This window comes from Psychrobacter sp. WY6, assembly GCF_018448495.1.
Classification (GTDB): domain Bacteria; phylum Pseudomonadota; class Gammaproteobacteria; order Pseudomonadales; family Moraxellaceae; genus Psychrobacter.
Genome location: NZ_CP049902.1, coordinates 492,202 through 509,147, shown reverse-complemented (window position 1 = coordinate 509,147; position 16,946 = coordinate 492,202). Strand labels below are relative to the sequence as shown.

Below are 16,946 nucleotides of genomic sequence, written 5' to 3'. Positions count from 1 at the left end.
AAGTCCTAAAATTCACTTCACCATTCATGAGTTACAAATTGATGGTAAAGCGGTAGTACTGTTCGAGATTCCTGCAGCCAAGAATACGCCTGTTAGCTTTTTACATGAGCCTTATATTCGTATTGGTAGCTTTACAAAACTGCTTAAGCAATACCCAGATCAAAGCCGTAAGCTCTGGCAAAACCGAGCAGATGACTGGAGTGCCGAGATTTGTCATAAGGCAACGCTTGAAGATCTTGATCCTAAAGCCATTGCTGTTGCTAGACAAGTCTTTGCTGAAAAGAATAAGCGTTTGGCTGAGGACATAAAAGGATGGGATGACATCACCTTTTTGAATAAAGCCAAAATTACCATTCGCGGTCAGATCACCAATTCCGCTATCATTTTATTAGGGTATTACGAGTCAACATATTTTTTAAGCCCAGCGCAAGCGCATATCACGTGGATTCTAAAAGGCACTGATGGCATTGAAAAAGACTATCAACATTTTGAACCGCCGTTTTTGTTAGCCTTGGACGAGGTTTATAACAAAATTCGCAATCTAAACTACCGCTACATGCCTGCTGGTACACTATTTCCTGAAGAGGTGCAGCAGTACGATCCTTATATCATTCGTGAGGCATTAAGTAATGCCATTGGTCATCAAGATTATCAGCTAGGTGGACGTATTACGGTGGTTGAAAAAGAAGACTCAACACTGATTTTCCAAAATAGTGGTGAGTTTATTCCAAAGACCATCGAAAACGTCTTGCTACAAGATGCGCCTGAAGTGAGCTATCGTAATCCATTTTTGGTTAATGCTATGGTCAGTCTAAATATGATGGACACTATTGGTAGTGGCATCAAAACAATGTATCAGATTCAGTACAAGCGCTTTTTTCCTTTGCCAGATTATGACTTATCAGACAACAGAGTGCGAGTGAAGTTCACTGGTAAAGTGCTGGATCAAGAGTATGCTAAACAGTTGGCGCAAGTAGGTAATTTATCATTGCACGATATTATTGCACTAGATAAAGTACAAAAAAGACAAGCGATCACTGAAGATGAAGCAGAAACGTTACGTAAAAAATCATTGATAGAAGGTCGTAAAAATAATTACATGATAGCCGCTGATGTTGCGAGACATACAGAACAGCAGGCGGAGTATATGCAGATGCGTGGTTTAGATGATGCTTATTATGAAACTGCTGTTTTAGAATTTCTGAAACAATTTGAACAAGCCCAGCGTTCGGATTTTGATAAATTTTTATCTAACAAGCTTCCTGATATTCTAACTGATGAGCAGAAATTTCATAAAATAAAAAACTTGCTTCAAAAATGAAGAGAAAAAAACTCATCTATTTTGAGGGTAAGGTTTGGAAGTTAGTCTAAACTTAGACGAACTTAGACGAACTTAGACGAACTTAGACGAACTTAGACGAACTTAGACGAACTTAGACGAACTTAGACGAACTTAGACGAACTTAGACGAAAAAATAAGCCGCGTAGTGCGGCTTATCTGTATTTTGATCTCTAATGAAATCGGGCAGCTATCTTGCTCTCAATCCACTCAGCCACCTCGCTTTCAACCCATGCTACACGTCCCTTTGATAGCTTGACCTGAATAGGGAAAGTGGGGTCATAACGATTCGATCTTTTATCAAGCATGTCATAGATCGTCGTGCTACTAAGCCCTGTATAATGTATGACTTGCTTTAGCGGAAGCATGCGAGGTATTTGTGGCATGCTTGGCGTTGAGGTGTTTTGCTGAGTGTTTACGTTTAAGTTTTCCATGATTATCTCCTTGTAAGTGAATGAGAGCATCACCTCTCATATACTTACCGAGTCCCATATTTTTTTATGGCGTCCTATGCCGTCCAACGACTGTCCTTAGACAAAACAATAAAAAAGGAGCTGAATAATCAGATCCTTTTTCATGCCGTCTATCCTTACCACTGCTTTAACTTATAGCTGTCACACTCTCCCTTAGACTTCTTTCGATATTACCGACATTGTAGGGAGCAATACCATTTTGGGGCCCTCCTTGATGACTACTTTTAGCTTCATCTGTCTCTACTGGATAAAACTCTTCTACCACATCAGACATCTCATCACCATCAACCTCAAAGCACGAATTGGCATAACCAAGCGTGGCAGCTATTTCTAGCGCTGCTTGATCAAAACCGTTCTCGCTAAGCTCCGTATCAATCGCCTTAGCTTGTTGTACCGCGTCTTTGAGTGTCACCCCATCACGTAGCGTCAAATCCACAAAGTAGATTGGTGTACGATAGCTTTGTGTGGTGCTCTTACCTCGGAGCGTGAGTTGTAATGGTAGACAGGACAGTTTATTGCCTGATACTGCGGCGAAGTAGCTGAGCCTTGCTGATAGGGTACGGATGCTATTGAAACCCGTCGTACGAAAGATAAACGTGCCAAGCTCATCGTCTTCACTAAGATTCACGTAGAGACGGCCGTATGGTTTACAAGCACCGCCTTGGGCTAGTGGACAGCGATCTGGCGATGGGCATGGCAGCTGCTCAACACCGTTACTCGTTCGACGTTGACAATGTTCGCCATCGCCTACACAAAGTGGGCGTCCAGTATGCCTGTCAAATAGCGTGTATTCAGCTCGTAAATTCAGCTCAGGGTCATTGAACAGCAGTCGCACTGGTATTTGTCTGAGCTTACCCTCACTACGTGCGCGGAGCTTTTCATCGAATGGATGATTAATCCAGCCGTCTTTATTCTGTACTTGGCTGGTGATGGTAAATTGATCGTTTTTAGCAGGCAGACGCTTACCATCTTTTTGCACGACTTTACCGATGCTAATGCGACCGAGTACAGGTGGGGTTATCGTTAGACCTTTAATCATGTTGATATTCCTTGTTTAGTTTATTAAAGCGTCAAAAAAGCCCACCTGTGATAGGTGGGCTCGTTGTGCGCTGATTTTATTGATTAGATGGGTTAGTTAAGTGCTGAGTGCTTAATCGTTGAGTATCACAAAGCGACGACTGCCTTGCTTTGTTTTACTAAATTGAGTGAGTAAGTCAGGATGCGCCTTGATAACCGCTTTACTATCAAGACCGACACTATCTTTAGAGCGCTTCCATGAAATAGCGCCTTTATCGAAGATCGCCACCTCATTATCTTTGATAAGCGTTTGTAGCTGATGCTTAATCTGGTCATGACGTTGCTCTAGTTCTTCAATAGACATGCGATGATTAAGTAACTTAGCGAACAAGCTATTGGCGCGGTCATCGTCTCGCAAATCAACTTTACTTGACGGCTTAGGCTTTGGATAAAGCTGTTTTAATGCTCGCGCTGCTGACTCACTATGGTCAGGGGTTGGCGGTGTGTCCGTCTTTACATACTGCCAAAACAGACGCTCATGACGGGTAATGGATTCAATCAAGTGCTCATCACGCTCAACCTTGTATATTTTGGCTTCATGTCCGCATAGCAGTACACAGATATGCGCCGCGCTTTTACCTGTGACTGCTAGCTGATGCTGCACTTGGCAAGTTACATAGAGCGGTACACCATGCTTCCACAGCTTGGCTCCATGTTCACCAGCGGTCTTACACTCTAAAATCTGCACCTCATCATTAGCAGTGATGGCATAGTCTAAATTCGCCAGCATAAAGTGCTTGTCAGGATCAGGGTGCTGCAGGACAGCATTGACACGCCGTACCTTATTACCCGTGTGTTCTTGATAATACTTAGCCACCATCGGCTCCAAGCTATTGCCCCAGTAGAGTGGAGAGTAACCTTCAATGCTCTCATCAATGTCTGATGTCATGCGTCCCGTTTTTATCATCCATAGCTCAAGCATGGACAAGTACGGGTGAATACCGCAGGCAGCGGCTGCATCAGAGCTGCCAATACCTTGCTTGCGAACAGCTAACCAGTCTTCACGGCTCAAGTCTTTGGTACTGACAAGACGTTTAGCGTTGGTTGATTGAGTCGATGAAGCCAAAGGCGTTGAGTGCTCAATGTTGGCTTTCGTGTTTGAAGGTAGGCGCGTTGTTTTGGCTTTGACAGTTGAACGCTTTACGCGTCTTGGCTGAGTGGTCGTGTTTAATACGATGGTTTCCATAATACATTCCTTATAAGTGGCTTCATGAATTAATGTGGCTCGTTAAATAACGGGCATAAAAAAACCACGCGCTAAGGCGTGGTTGGTTGTGTTTCTAGATTTTAAACATTCCTGATTAAGCAAGCATCAGTAGCGATTCCTCTAAACCCTTTTGCTTCAGCTTAGCCCCAGCACCGAACCATGCTGAATTGAGACGATTATCAGTACTCATCGCTCGGCGTTCATGGTCAACGTATTCCGTGATACTACATAGCAGTCCATAAGCGGTGTCACGGGCGGCATCTAAATCAGCACCGCGCCCTTGACCGTTAAACATCTGCATCACCTTATTCATCGCTTTGGCATTAGGAACCGCATCCTTTTGCTTTTTAGCGCTGTTAAACAAGATAAGGTCATTGTCTTGGTCATTGAACACACGGCTGAGATAATTAGCAGCATCAGCTTGAGTGACACGGCGCTCCGACAATTGCTTCATCTCATAGCTATGCTCCTCCCACTGCTTCACCGATACGCCTAATTGCTGCTTGACCATTTCGGCATTGAAAGATGTACTATGCGGAACCTTGACCACACCACCACTTCCGTTAGCTAAGCTAACAGCAAGTGTGTTATTACAGACCACACGGATATTAGTGAACTGTGCTGTGGTCGCAAGCGTCCCATCACAAGCCGTTGCCAGTAATAAATAGCCGTTACTAACATCTTTGCCCTTAAGTGTTGCTGACTGGCCTGTACGAGCCAATGCCCACAGCTTACGCCCACCTTTGAGTACACCAGCCGTCTCCAGCTCGAAATCCGACTGCTCAGTGAGATCGCGATAGAACTCTAGAATCTCATGCGGTTGTACTTCTTGATAGCGTTGGCTGACGACTGATAACGGCTCTAGGTTATCACTGCGATAGAGCACCTTGTTCTCAGCAAAGGGCATGATGAGGTTATGACCTTTGTCATTGCTTGACATGTAGCTGACATCTGAGGATTCAATACGCCAATCAAGACCTGCTTCTTTTGCCCAAACCTCTAACGGCTGCTTAGGCGATAGCTCATTGCCAAGACCATGCCAAGGAGTTTCGCCTACGTAAGCCATACTTTCGATTAAATGTGCCATGATAATTTTCCTTTTTATTGATAATTTATAACTGAATAAGTTAGAGGGTTGAGTTGAGAGTTAATGAAGTGAGGTGAACACATGCGAGCAGTCATTACAGCGATATTGTTGATTGACTAGCATCGGCAGCGTTTGATGAGACTGAGTCATCTCAATAAGTGCTGCGATTGTTGTACCTGCAACCACGCCTATAGCAGGATGAACCTTAAGCGTCTTACACAGACTAACGCCAAGGCTGACGAGAACCGCAGGGGACAACAGCTGGTCGATCAAATTGATATTGATGCCATCAGTCATCTCATAGACCGCAGTTGACTGACAACATGGACAGATGGTTTTCATAAGCACTCCTTTTATTTTGGGCATAAAAAAGGCCTGCACGAGGCAGACCTTTATTGATTAAATGTTGATTGGATTAGGCGCTTTAATAGCTGTAAGCGCTCTCTATTAAAATAGTATGTATTTGAAATTATTTTGATATCATCTATATTACGCACTACCTAGCTATTAGGTAGAGCCCCGCGACCAAAGCTACGCATGTTAAGTGGCCAAGATTTAAGGCGTTGCTCATACTTGTTGGGACGAGTTAGATATAGCGCTGCATTAATGGCGTTATTCACCTCTAAAGGCTTGTCTCTATAAATCATCCCGATACCGAGCTTACCTCTACGTTTTTGTTCTTGTTTATATTCAGTGGTATTACAGTTAAAATGATGGCTTATACCCTCTGTAATCTCAAACCATCTCTTACTGACAGCTTCTCCTAAGAACCAGTCTTTCTGACGCTTGTCACCGTTATAAATCAAAACCAAGTGACAGTGTAAGCCACCAGTCTCAACACCTTGCTCTATAGCCCAAGCATAACCCCTTAGATCTTCAAAGCAGCCTTTGTCACTATTCATACTGCTATTAGCTTTTCTCTTTTTCTCTACTTCCTTATCTCTTTGAATAACCCTCATAAACTGCTTCATAAAACCCTGAAAAGTTTCAGCGTTAACAAGGTGTGCAAACTCTACTTTCAATTTAAGATCTACTCTTACGATGAGTACACGTGCGTATTTCTCTAAGTAATAATTCATATACTCCATAAGTGATTGGCTATTGCGCTCTTCTTGAAAAGCAAAATCTGCCTTATCAGTGGCATACTCGTACTGATAAAAACTTAGCGCATTCAAGAAACTCTCTGCCATCGCCTCATTCCAAATAATCTCATTGGGATAGCAATGACCACAAACAAGATAGCAGCTGCCTATAAACCATTTGATCGAATTGGCATAAACCAATTCGTCATCAAAGTGAGATGTCATTAGTAGTAAGTATTGAGCTGCTCAACTATTTGCTGAATACTAATTGAGAATTCAGGATCGAATATATCATTTACGAGTTTATCAACTTTGGTAACAACGTAGTCGTGCCCTAAAAGTATGTTATTCATTTTGCATTGCCTTAAGGTTATAAGTTCATAAACTAAGGCAACCAAATATTTTCTTACTGACGTTGTTTGGTGAGGCCAAACAACTCAAGAATAAGGGTAGTGTTATTAATAATATTACCGGATTTGTGGTTTGTGAAGGAAGCCGCTACTGCGTGATGGAGGATTCATGAGATACCTGCTTGGACGGTGTTTTGTCAGTTGGGGAGTTACGTATTTGAAAATAAAATTCTATTTTCTTGGGATGAAGTGGAATAAGAAAATTAATTTTCGATATTTTTGTTTTAAAAGATATCATTGGTAGTCTATATGCTATTTTACGGTGTTCATGCTCCTAAAATATATATACAAATAACTCAGGAATAGTTTGCGAACATCTTAAAAATAACTGTTATATTAAACGTAAATATTATAAATATCACGAGTGATATTTGCTGATTCAAAGGTAGTTTTATTATGGCAATAATTTTTTCTAATCCTAAAGATAGAGAAGCTTTCGAAAAAAGAAAGTTCTTAGAGAAGACAATAGGTAAAATTTCTGATAGAGAAGCCGTGCTACTTCGTAATCTATTGAACCCACATCTAGAAAATAGACTTAGCCATATCCAGATAGTAAATATCAAAGAAGGGCTGATATATTCTTTATATACGGAAGAGAATGTATTGGAAATGATAGAAGAAAATCTGTCATATGTAAGATTAGTACTGCTACCGGATGAAAATTTAGAATGGCTTGACACCAATGCTAGAACACAGTTTACCTGTCTTTCTATACTTAAAGAAATTCCTGGCTATGAAGGTCAAATAGATTTGTATGGAAATACTATACTTAATCACATTCAATCATATTTTGATTCAATGGCCTATTCTTCGCAGCATATTCAACCTCAATCAATACAACCACAAACTCGAACTCAGCAATTTAACGGTAAACAGTTTCCAACTTTAGATGAAAAAGTGAAAGTACTAGAAAAAGTTAAATCAATATATGATCAAATAATGAATTCAGATAACTACTCAAAATGGTTAAAAGTTGGAGACGAACATCAAATACAATGGACAAAGAATTACTTGCAAGAGTCAAACCTATATTTAGGTATTGGTATTGATCAAGAGAATTTTTTGTTAGTTAGGGATATAGTCTTAACTTCGTTAGACCTAATCAAATATAGTTCAAGTTTAATGAGTATCGAAAAATATGTACCCTCCCCTGAAAGAACACTATTTGTTGATAAAATGAAAAGAGCTTGGAGTCAGCAAAAATACCGAGATGCTGGAAAAACGAAAAGCCTTACCACCTGCCATTGACAAAGAATACAAAGGATAGGCTAGAGAAGATGGCGCAAGTAAAAGGGCTGTCAGAGACAGCCATGCTCGACATATTGATCAATAGATCTTACGAAATGGAATATGTAGATATAGATGGTAAGGATTTATACTACTACTTATAAATATAACCTTGTAAATCATCTACTGTGAGTCCTTGATTTAACAATGCTTTAATCAAGGTTTGCTTATCAGCATTTTGTAATGAGTCAGGTTGCTTACTTGCCAATGACTGCTCGATCTGCTGACGAGCTGTCTGGAAGTCTACGACTTCGCCCTTGTCTCTAAGTAAGTCTAAGAAGTCTGCCCAAACTTGCATGATTTTACGGCGCTCTTCTAAGTGTTGCGCGTTATAAACTGCGCGAATGCTGCTTTTTTTATCATGTGCCATCTGCTTTTCGATGGCATCTCCCATATAGCCAAGCTCATTTAGGTTGGTAGAGGCGATGTGCCGAAAGCCGTGCCCTGTCTGTTTGCCTGCGTAGCCTAAGATATCAAGCGCGTTATTGATAAACTCTTCACTATATGGCTGATGCATGCCCGTATGATAGAACACGTATTCATATTGCCCTGTGATGGGTTTCATCTCTTCTAATACTGCTAGCATTTGATCTGACAGCGGTACGACGTGCTTACGCGCAATCTTAAGGTTATCAATATCGACACGCCATAGACGGTTAGGGAAGTCGATATGCTCCCACTTCATCATTCTAAGCTCGATAGTACGACAAAAAGAATATGCTAAAAACTTCATACCTAATCGGGTTTGATCGTGACCATGATAGCCTTCAATATCTTGTAAGAGCTTAGGTAGCTCACTAAGCTCAACGTGTTTCATGTGCTTAGTCTTTGCTTTTGGATATAGCTCTTTAAGCCCATCTGTATGATTTACCTCGATTAGGCGCTTTCTAATAGCTCTTCTAAGAATATTGCCAACGAGATCGATAGTGCGTCTGGTTACTTCTCGTGGTGATGCCCCTTCATTATTAGTCCTACTTTCAATGTCATCTGCCATTAGTTTACAATCTTCGAATGTCACATCTTTTAAAGCAATGCCTTTAAAGCTCGGTAGCACGTCTTTGTGCATGCGATTATAGTCCTGCTGATAGGTGCGGGGCTTTACGTTACGCTCACGCTCCTCTAGCCATTCAAGCGCATAATCATTGAACATTTTAGCTTGCTCATTCGCAAGCTTGTCTTGGCGTTTTTATTCTTTGGATTGATTCCATTGGCTACTAAAGCCTTAATATCAGAGTTCGCTATTCTTGCTTCTGCTAAGCTTATCTGTGGGTATGCACCTAAAGTAGTTTTCTGCTGCTTACCATCAAAGCGATATGCACTTATCCAAGTCTTCGTTCCAGAGCTACGTACTAATAGCTGTAGCCCATGCTGATCACTATATTTATCTGGACGGGCAGGGGTACAATTATCAGTTGGTTTGAGCTTACGTATTTTGGCATCACTTAACATGTTGGTCTATTCCCTATGGCTACAAGCTATAATTCAGTCGATACAACCAATTACGTTGGTCTAAAGCTGAATCGTAAAGCTTAAATGTTGGTCTTTTTGAGGTCTAGTGAAATCATAGACCAACGGATAGACCAACACAAGCCATGGGATAGGTGGGTAGTATTGGGTAGAGTTGGGAAACCAGCAGCATAAAAAAAACGCTAGACGCGTTATTTATAAAGGGATGCAAAGGTATATAGGAGTGTTTGGGATAAGATAGGAAAACTAGGATTATATAAGATTGGCGGTGAAGGAGGGATTCGAACCCTCGATACGCTATTAACGCATACACACTTTCCAGGCGTGCGGTTTCAGCCACTCACCCACTTCACCGTTTTTAGACGGCTCAGTATAGCGGATACTGTCTAGAATGTCACGACTTGCACCTTATCTTTCTTTATTTACAAACGCCTGCTACGATAGCGTATACGTAATGACAAGCATAGATGGTTGAAAGTTGAATGATAAGTTTCGGTAGGCTCAATGCTCGTTTGAAAAAAGTATTACAATGACCGTGATGGCGGTGGTTGTAAGTATAACTTCAGCGCATGCTGATGACTTTACTCAGTGTAGCGAGTCCTTTTATGGCGGTGTCTATCCTGAGTTTATTAATACCAAGCTAAGCAACAAAACCCAAGCTTTATGCATGGATGGTTTTGCCGTTATGTATTCTGGTGTGTCGCGTACACCGCTTTGGTCGGCAGAATATTTGGATCGCAAGCGTTTACAACAAGCAAAAGAATTGATCGTGAAGACAGCTTTCATGAAGAAAGTAGGTTACCAAAATCCGCACGCGCCTCATTGTCCGACTATTCAGGCTCTGGCTATGATCGCGGGCATTTAGCACCCAATGCCGATATGGCGAATCGCAGTCAACAATATGAGCTTTAGCCTTGCCAATATCGCCCCGCAGTCACCGCGTAACAATCGCTATATCTGGCGTAATATTGAATCAGCCACTCGCTATTTGACCCAGCAATATGGAGAGGTTTATAGCATTACAGGGGTAGCATTTACTGGCAAAACAACCAAGCAACTGGCAGATCGTGTACTGGTGCCTAGCCATTTTTTCAAAGCCGTCTACATACCAGCGATTAATCAAGCAGGGGTCTATTATGCACCCAATGATGAGTCAGAGCGCATAGAGGTTATTAGTGTTGATGAACTCTCGACCAGGATTGGTATCGATGTGCTGCCCGTCTTGGATGCCAAAACCAAAACACAGGCATTTGATCTGCCATTAAAGGCGGGTGAAAGCTCCGAGTTGCCCGATGAGCCAACAGAAGAGCCGGCTTGGATGCTGTTTGTTTGGGCGATTCTTGAGTGGGTAATCGTCCAATTGCAAGCATAATGCCTCTGTGACACGAGTCTATATAATAAAAGGCACAAAAAATCCAAAAATTACGCAAGGTATTAATAAAAAGGAGAATCACATGATTGATCCATTTGCCAATGACCACCAAAGCATGCAAATTGGTGAGCTTATCATCGAAAACCAAACAGATAAAATTATATATATGGCGATATTGATTTGACTCTTGATACTACTGGATATGAGCAAGCACAACAGTTGCATGAACTAACAAGCAAGATTATTCAGGCATTTGAAAATAATTCTATTTACAATAATAGTCAGCATAAGTCAAAAGAAAAAGATGACCGGTTGGATAAAAATATTGACAATCCTTTTTATAACTATTTGATATAGTTCAATTTTTATAGAAATAATAAACTATAAAAAAATTACTAGGCAAAAGCTTAAAATTGCTTATAATGAGTCAAGACATCGCTTATGTCGTATAAAATTTTGATGAGCAGTTTTTTTAGATGCGCTAAACACTCCCAAAGAGTAGAAAGTCGCATGGCTGTTAATAGGGATTTTAGCGAAGGATAAGCCTAGGAGATCAGAAACATAACGTTTCGAGTAATCATTGTATGAAGGGAATCAGTCTATGAAATTATTTACCTAAACCACTCTAGCTGTGCAGGTATCAGTTTAGCAAGCATGGCATTCGCCGCAGATCCTTTGGCCAATACCACGTGGCAGACATTTGATGAAGGTAAGCCAAAAGGTACCGTAAAGATTACTGAGTCAAACGGTGTACTAACAGGTACGCTTATCGCTACCAACTCAGCCAAAGGCAAAAAGCACGTTGGTACGACCATTATTAAAGGTTTAAAGTCTGATGGTGGTGGCAAATATAGTGGTGGTACGATCACTGATCCTGAAAAAGGTAAAGACTATCGTATGACCGCAAACTTGAGTGGCAATACCTTAAATCTAAAAGGTTATATCGGTCCATTCTCACGCAGTCAAACGTGGAAAAAGAAATAAACCTATCGTTTATTTTTAGTATTAGACCTAATGTTGATAAATAAAAATCCCGCAATACCTTTTGGTCATGCGGGATTTTTAGTACATATATTTTAATATTGGCTTCAGAGCTTATCTCACAAATTCTGGATATGCTTCCATACCACACTCTGCTATATCCGCACCTTCATACTCATCTTCTTCAGAGATACGCAGACCAATCACTAATTTGATAACTGCCCAAGTGATTAAGCTGGCGATGAATACCCAAGTAAAGATAGTGGCTGCACCAGCAATCTGACCTACGAACGATGCTGCTGGGTTGGTAATTGGTACGATAAGTAGACCGAACAGACCGACTACACCATGAACTGAGATAGCACCCACTGGATCATCTATTTTTATTTTATCCAATGCTAAGATAGATAGCACAACGATAACGCCAGCGATCAAACCAAACAGTGTTGCTTGTAATGCAGATGGGGTTGAGGGTTCTGCTGTGATAGCGACTAATCCTGCGAGTGCACCATTTAAGAGCATGGTTAAGTCAGCTTTGCCAAAGATGATGCGTGCTATTATTAAAGCACCAATTGCACCGCCTGCCGCTGCTGCATTGGTATTCAAAAACACCATAGCAACCGAGTTAGCACTGGCAATATCACCCAGTTTTAGCACCGAGCCGCCATTGAAACCGAACCAACCCATCCAGAGAATAAGTGTTCCAAGCGCTGCCAGTGGTAAGTTAGCACCTGGAATGGCGCGTATTTCACCATTAGGGCCATACTTGCCTTTACGTGCACCTAATAGTAATACCCCTGCCAATGCAGCCGCAGCACCCGCCATATGGACGATACCAGAACCTGCAAAATCAGAAAAACCCATGTCGCCTAAATTGAACATACCAAATACATCATTGCCACCCCACGTCCAGCTACCCTCTAATGGATAAATGACACCAGTCATCACCACAGCAAATAATAAGAACGACCACAGCTTCATGCGCTCAGCCACCGCTCCTGAAACGATCGACATACAGGTTGCAACAAACACCACTTGGAAGAAAAAATCAGACGCAGCGGAATAAACAGAATCACCGTCAAAGCCGTTTTCAGCGGAGGCTGCTAAGGCATCTGCTACCAGCGTTTCATTACCCGCGATACCGCTCAAGAATAGGTTGCCCCCATACATAATTGCATAGCCGCATATCATGTACATGGTACAAGCGGTGGCAAAAAGTGCGATATTTTTGGTTAAAATCTCAACGGTGTTTTTTGAGCGGACGAGTCCAGCTTCTAACATGGTGAAGCCTGCTGCCATCCACATGACGAGCGCCCCGCACATTAAAAAGTAAAACGTATCAAGTGCGTACTGGAGCTCGAAGATTTGATTTTGCATGTTAATTCCCCCTTGAATTGATGCAATACAGCTATCGGTATGATCTATAAATCTGTGTCTATATGGCCTTGCGCGTTAGATAGCGTCAGGGCCTGTCTCGCCCGTACGAATACGAATAACTTGCTCGAGTGCAGTGACAAAGATTTTGCCGTCACCAATCTTGCCCGTGCTAGCGATGCGAGTGATCGCTTCGATAGCAGGTTCGACCATTTCATCAATAACAGCCACTTCGACTTTTACTTTAGGTAAGAAGTCCACCACGTATTCTGCGCCGCGATAGAGTTCTGTGTGACCTTTTTGGCGACCGAAACCTTTGACTTCAGTAACAGTGACACCTTTAACACCGATGTCAGAAAGCGCTTCACGTACATCATCGAGCTTAAACGGTTTTAAGATCGCAGTGATTAGCTTCATAAAATATTCCTTATTTGTGTGATGCCGCAGGTTGATCGAAGCATTGTGGTGCATCGTATCGCTGCCATGCTTACTATTAGTCATTCAAGAACTGTGCCAATTTACTCAAGGGGGATAGGTAAGATTGGATTTGTTTGTTCAAAAACAGTCATAGTTATGGCAAAAAATACTGGTTATGCTGCAATGGTATAAACCACCGTTATGAGCATAGAGAATGCGAATTAACCTTTAGCGTTGAACTGACGAAAACTTTATTATAACCAACTTTTTAGGTGCTTGGGGAGACCATCCAACTATTTCCTGTGATGATTTGCTAACCTAGTTTGGTATATGAAACGAATCACTTGAGGAGAAAGTAGGGAAAATTGTGTGATACGGTAAGCAGCAGAGCTTAACATCGATGTATAGGCTCTGCGCTCAAAGAGAGAGGGGTGGCTGTGTAGATCGGCTAAAGCCTATACCTTTGGGAAGAGTAGGTAGGGGGTTTTGGTGCTGCCGAGCAGCTTTTTTGTGTCGCTACCTTTTAGAAGTTCACGCAGACGAGATTGGCCAAAGGCACCGGTCATCAGCATACCGATATCATTTTCATTTTGATAATAATTCAAAGCCGAAGTGACATCGCGGCAGTCCAGCAAGGCTTTTTTAGACTTGATGCCTGCTTGTTTAAGCCGCGCATAAGCTTCACGTAGCGCATCGCAATTTTCAGAGTTTTCTTTACCGACCATCACGATATGAACGGTTAATGCGCGAACCAGTGAGGTTTTGCAGAGCCAATTGAGCAATTTATGTGAAGTAGGACTGTTGTCAAAAGCAAATAACGCGGTCGTAGGGGGCAAAAATGGTGCATGAGTCACCAAAATGGGGCAGTGGCTGACTCTAATTAACTGGCTCAATGTCGATTTGCAGGTGACATTGTGACCTATAACGATCAATTGTGCTTTGTCATCGACGTAATCGATACTTTCATTGAGGTGTTCATGGCGATGCAGGGTATAGGTTTTTAGTTTTTGTCGCTGCTGCTCGCAATAGGTGGTGGCTTGATGGAGCAAAAGCTTGCCTTGGGCTTTTAGCTCACAATTACTCAAGTGCTCCTTGGTGGTGAACTGCTCAAGCAGCATGTTTTCATCATCGATATTTAGGCAGCCTGAATAATTCACAGCCGCTTTTTGTTGTAGGCTCGGTACAGAATGCAACAGTCCAACAGGTGCTTGTAGACGAGTCGCTGCCCACATGCTAGCTTCTAACACTGCTTGCACGTGGTCTGGGCAGTCCAAGCAGGCAATCACACTATCTGGTTTCAAATTACTCATAAGACCACCACATTATTCCAATATTAAAAAAACAGAATAAAAAGACAGCTGCTTGGCTCAAGGGTGGGGCGATAATGCTTATGCCCAACCCTTTGCACCAATGCAGCTGTTTATTCAACTGTCTATTTATGAGCGGTTAATCAATATTAGCTCAATAAATAGACGTGGCTTTGTTTAATCCAATAAGCCAATATCTCGGCGATCGTGGATAGAGAAGCGATCAATCAGTGTTCGGCTCGCATTATTGAGTCCCACCACTTTGACATCAATGCCCTCACGTTGCAAGCGCATGACCAGTTTGTCCAAGGTGTCTACGGCACTGACATCCCAAAAATGCGCTTGGCTGACATCAATTTGAATACTGTCCAAAGCTTCTTTGGTATCGAAGCTGTTTAAGAACTGAGTCGTAGAAGCAAAGAATACTTGTCCTTGCACATAATAATAACGGGTATTAGTACTCTCATCATACTCACTAAATACCGTTAAGAATTGACCAATTTTATTGGCAAACGCCAGCGCCGATAGCAGCACGCCCACGCCCACGCCATAAGCTAGGTTGTGCGTAAATACTGTGGTCAAAACAGTCGCTAGCATGACAATGTTAAATGACATCGGATGCGTTTTAAATTCGCGAATAGACTGCCAGTTAAAAGTACCAATAGAGACCATAATCATCACAGCGACCAGTGCCGCCATTGGAATTTGACTGACCCATTCACTTAAGAACACTACCATAATGAGCAGTACGATACCTGCCATCAAAGTGGACAGACGCGTACGTCCGCCAGATTTGACGTTGATCATAGATTGACCAATCATGGCACAGCCTGCCATACCACCGAAGAAACCTGATACGACGTTGGCAATCCCTTGACCACGACACTCGCGGTTTTTATCGCTTGGCGTATCTGTCAAATCATCGACGATAGTCGCTGTCATCATCGATTCTAATAAACCAACGATGGCAAGTGCGATAGAGTAAGGCGCGATGATCAGTAAAGTATTTAGGTTCAAGGGAATGTCAGGTAATAAGAACATCGGTAATGAGTCAGGCAAATCGCCCATACTGCCGACATTACGAATATCAAGATTCATATACATGGCAACAGCAGTCAAACCAACGATACAGATCAGCGGTGACGGAATCACGCGACCGATTTTAGGAATCAGCGGAAACAAGTAGATAATCGCTAAGCCCGCCGCTGTCATGATATAAACCGTCATGCCAACGCGTTCAGTCATTGGGTTAAGCTCAGGCAGCTGGGCGGCAAAGATCAATATCGCGAGCGCATTGACGAAGCCAATGACTACCGAGCGCGACACAAAGCGCATCAAATTGCCAAGCTTTAGGATACCCATTACAATCTGAATCCCACCGCACAATAAGGTGGCAGCTAGCAAATACTGCAAACCATGCTCGGCGACTAAGTCAACCATCACCAGTGCCATCGCCCCAGTTGCTGCCGAAATCATGCCTGGACGACCACCGACGAAACTGATCACGACCGCGATACAAAATGAGGCATACAAGCCGACTTTTGGATCAACACCCGCGATAATAGAAAAGGCAATGGCTTCAGGAATCAGCGCTAAGGCAACAACCAAACCGGATAAAACGTCGCCGCGAACATTGGAAAACCACTCGTCACGTAAGTTATCAATAAAGATGTCATAAGTAAACTGCATAGGGTTAGAGGCAAAAAAAGTAATCATTACTCATTCATAAAATGATCGCATCGCTATAAAAGTAGCTATTCATCTTTCTTTTACGGCAACATGTGCTGTGTCATATTGCGGTATTGAGTTATTAAAGGTCAGTAATAAGTAGGTCTACTGATTTACTTACTGGTATCGCTAATACGCTCACCAATAATTGATATGATGATAAATTCAGTGAGATTACCTAAAAAAATAGTTAAAATAAGGTGCTTAAAGCAGGGCGTTTATAAGAGCACCTACAGTAACGAATAGCGTCAGCAATGATATGCTGCGGTAGAGGGTAATAAATAATTTATCAAATAAAAATAGCCGCTCGACATGACCCGTCTATAGTAGTAACTTTG

17 protein-coding genes, 1 tRNA gene and 1 pseudogene are annotated in these 16,946 nt (G+C 42.1%); 6 read left to right on the top strand and 13 right to left on the bottom strand.

What is annotated here, in order from left to right; translation table 11 throughout:
* The first annotated feature begins 10 nt into the window (after positions 1–10).
* Complete coding sequence (locus tag G7Y90_RS02505) at positions 11–1,321, top strand: RNA/DNA-binding domain-containing protein (RefSeq protein ID WP_502937412.1); 1,311 nt, start codon at positions 11–13, stop codon at positions 1,319–1,321.
* Between the two features lie 191 nt (positions 1,322–1,512).
* Here the strand turns inward: G7Y90_RS02505 and G7Y90_RS02500 are convergent, their stop codons facing one another.
* The 6 genes from G7Y90_RS02500 to G7Y90_RS02475 all read right to left on the bottom strand — a co-directional run bounded on the left by G7Y90_RS02500 (position 1,513) and on the right by G7Y90_RS02475 (position 6,490).
* Positions 1,513–1,773 carry a helix-turn-helix transcriptional regulator gene (locus G7Y90_RS02500; RefSeq protein ID WP_250163293.1) on the bottom strand — a complete coding sequence of 87 codons (261 nt, stop codon included), beginning with the start codon at positions 1,771–1,773 and terminating at the stop codon, positions 1,513–1,515.
* A 166-nt stretch (positions 1,774–1,939) separates the two neighbouring features.
* Entirely contained in the window at positions 1,940–2,851 is a 912-nt protein-coding gene (locus G7Y90_RS02495) for a recombination directionality factor (protein WP_250163292.1), read from the bottom strand.
* A gap of 111 nt (positions 2,852–2,962) precedes the next feature.
* Positions 2,963–4,075, bottom strand: a complete 1,113-nt coding sequence (locus tag G7Y90_RS02490) for a YqaJ viral recombinase family nuclease (protein WP_250163291.1) — start codon at positions 4,073–4,075, stop codon at positions 2,963–2,965.
* A gap of 115 nt (positions 4,076–4,190) precedes the next feature.
* Positions 4,191–5,183 (bottom strand): DUF932 domain-containing protein, encoded by a 993-nt coding sequence (locus tag G7Y90_RS02485; protein WP_250163290.1) that lies wholly within the window; start codon positions 5,181–5,183, stop codon positions 4,191–4,193.
* A gap of 60 nt (positions 5,184–5,243) precedes the next feature.
* Positions 5,244–5,525, bottom strand: a complete 282-nt coding sequence (locus tag G7Y90_RS02480; protein WP_250163289.1) for a hypothetical protein — start codon at positions 5,523–5,525, stop codon at positions 5,244–5,246.
* A 158-nt stretch (positions 5,526–5,683) separates the two neighbouring features.
* Positions 5,684–6,490, bottom strand: coding sequence for a YagK/YfjJ domain-containing protein (locus G7Y90_RS02475; protein ID WP_250163288.1), 807 nt, complete (start codon positions 6,488–6,490; stop codon positions 5,684–5,686).
* A 581-nt stretch (positions 6,491–7,071) separates the two neighbouring features.
* On the opposite strand from G7Y90_RS02475, the gene G7Y90_RS02470 reads away from it, so the two are divergent.
* Positions 7,072–7,923 carry a hypothetical protein gene (locus G7Y90_RS02470; RefSeq protein WP_250163287.1) on the top strand — a complete coding sequence of 284 codons (852 nt, stop codon included), beginning with the start codon at positions 7,072–7,074 and terminating at the stop codon, positions 7,921–7,923.
* 133 nt (positions 7,924–8,056) lie between these two features.
* On the opposite strand, the gene G7Y90_RS02465 is transcribed toward G7Y90_RS02470, so the two are convergent.
* From G7Y90_RS02465 to G7Y90_RS02455, 3 genes are all read right to left on the bottom strand, one after another.
* Positions 8,057–9,112 (bottom strand): tyrosine-type recombinase/integrase, encoded by a 1,056-nt coding sequence (locus G7Y90_RS02465; RefSeq protein WP_250163286.1) that lies wholly within the window; start codon positions 9,110–9,112, stop codon positions 8,057–8,059.
* Positions 9,082–9,411: an Arm DNA-binding domain-containing protein gene (locus G7Y90_RS02460; protein ID WP_250163285.1), complete on the bottom strand. Its 330-nt coding sequence runs from the start codon at positions 9,409–9,411 to the stop codon at positions 9,082–9,084. Before G7Y90_RS02460 ends, G7Y90_RS02465 begins: the two co-directional genes overlap by 31 nt.
* A gap of 281 nt (positions 9,412–9,692) precedes the next feature.
* A tRNA-Ser gene (locus tag G7Y90_RS02455) sits at positions 9,693–9,783 on the bottom strand.
* A gap of 175 nt (positions 9,784–9,958) precedes the next feature.
* Between G7Y90_RS02455 and G7Y90_RS18800 the strand changes: the two genes are divergently transcribed.
* The 4 genes and pseudogenes from G7Y90_RS18800 to G7Y90_RS02435 all read left to right on the top strand — a co-directional run bounded on the left by G7Y90_RS18800 (position 9,959) and on the right by G7Y90_RS02435 (position 11,785).
* Positions 9,959–10,294: a hypothetical protein gene (locus G7Y90_RS18800; protein WP_502937451.1), complete on the top strand. Its 336-nt coding sequence runs from the start codon at positions 9,959–9,961 to the stop codon at positions 10,292–10,294.
* Positions 10,192–10,801 (top strand): annotated as a pseudogene (locus G7Y90_RS02445) (DNA/RNA non-specific endonuclease). Before G7Y90_RS18800 ends, G7Y90_RS02445 begins: the two are co-directional and overlap by 103 nt.
* Positions 10,802–10,981: 180 nt before the next feature.
* Positions 10,982–11,158: a hypothetical protein gene (locus tag G7Y90_RS02440; protein WP_250163282.1), complete on the top strand. Its 177-nt coding sequence runs from the start codon at positions 10,982–10,984 to the stop codon at positions 11,156–11,158.
* Positions 11,159–11,455: 297 nt separating this feature from the next.
* A complete protein-coding gene (locus G7Y90_RS02435; protein WP_250163281.1) occupies positions 11,456–11,785 on the top strand; it encodes a DUF2147 domain-containing protein in 330 nt (109 codons plus the stop codon).
* Positions 11,786–11,896: 111 nt separating this feature from the next.
* On the opposite strand, the gene G7Y90_RS02430 is transcribed toward G7Y90_RS02435, so the two are convergent.
* The 4 genes from G7Y90_RS02430 to G7Y90_RS02415 all read right to left on the bottom strand — a co-directional run bounded on the left by G7Y90_RS02430 (position 11,897) and on the right by G7Y90_RS02415 (position 16,569).
* A complete protein-coding gene (locus G7Y90_RS02430; protein WP_045452414.1) occupies positions 11,897–13,159 on the bottom strand; it encodes an ammonium transporter AmtB in 1,263 nt (420 codons plus the stop codon).
* Positions 13,160–13,234: 75 nt separating this feature from the next.
* On the bottom strand, positions 13,235–13,573 hold the full coding sequence (locus tag G7Y90_RS02425) for a P-II family nitrogen regulator (RefSeq protein WP_010197981.1): 339 nt from the start codon (positions 13,571–13,573) through the stop codon (positions 13,235–13,237).
* A 455-nt stretch (positions 13,574–14,028) separates the two neighbouring features.
* Positions 14,029–14,883, bottom strand: a complete 855-nt coding sequence (locus G7Y90_RS02420) for a universal stress protein (protein ID WP_045445851.1) — start codon at positions 14,881–14,883, stop codon at positions 14,029–14,031.
* A gap of 174 nt (positions 14,884–15,057) precedes the next feature.
* Positions 15,058–16,569: a SulP family inorganic anion transporter gene (locus G7Y90_RS02415; RefSeq protein ID WP_250163912.1), complete on the bottom strand. Its 1,512-nt coding sequence runs from the start codon at positions 16,567–16,569 to the stop codon at positions 15,058–15,060.
* Positions 16,570–16,946: the final 377 nt, after the last annotated feature.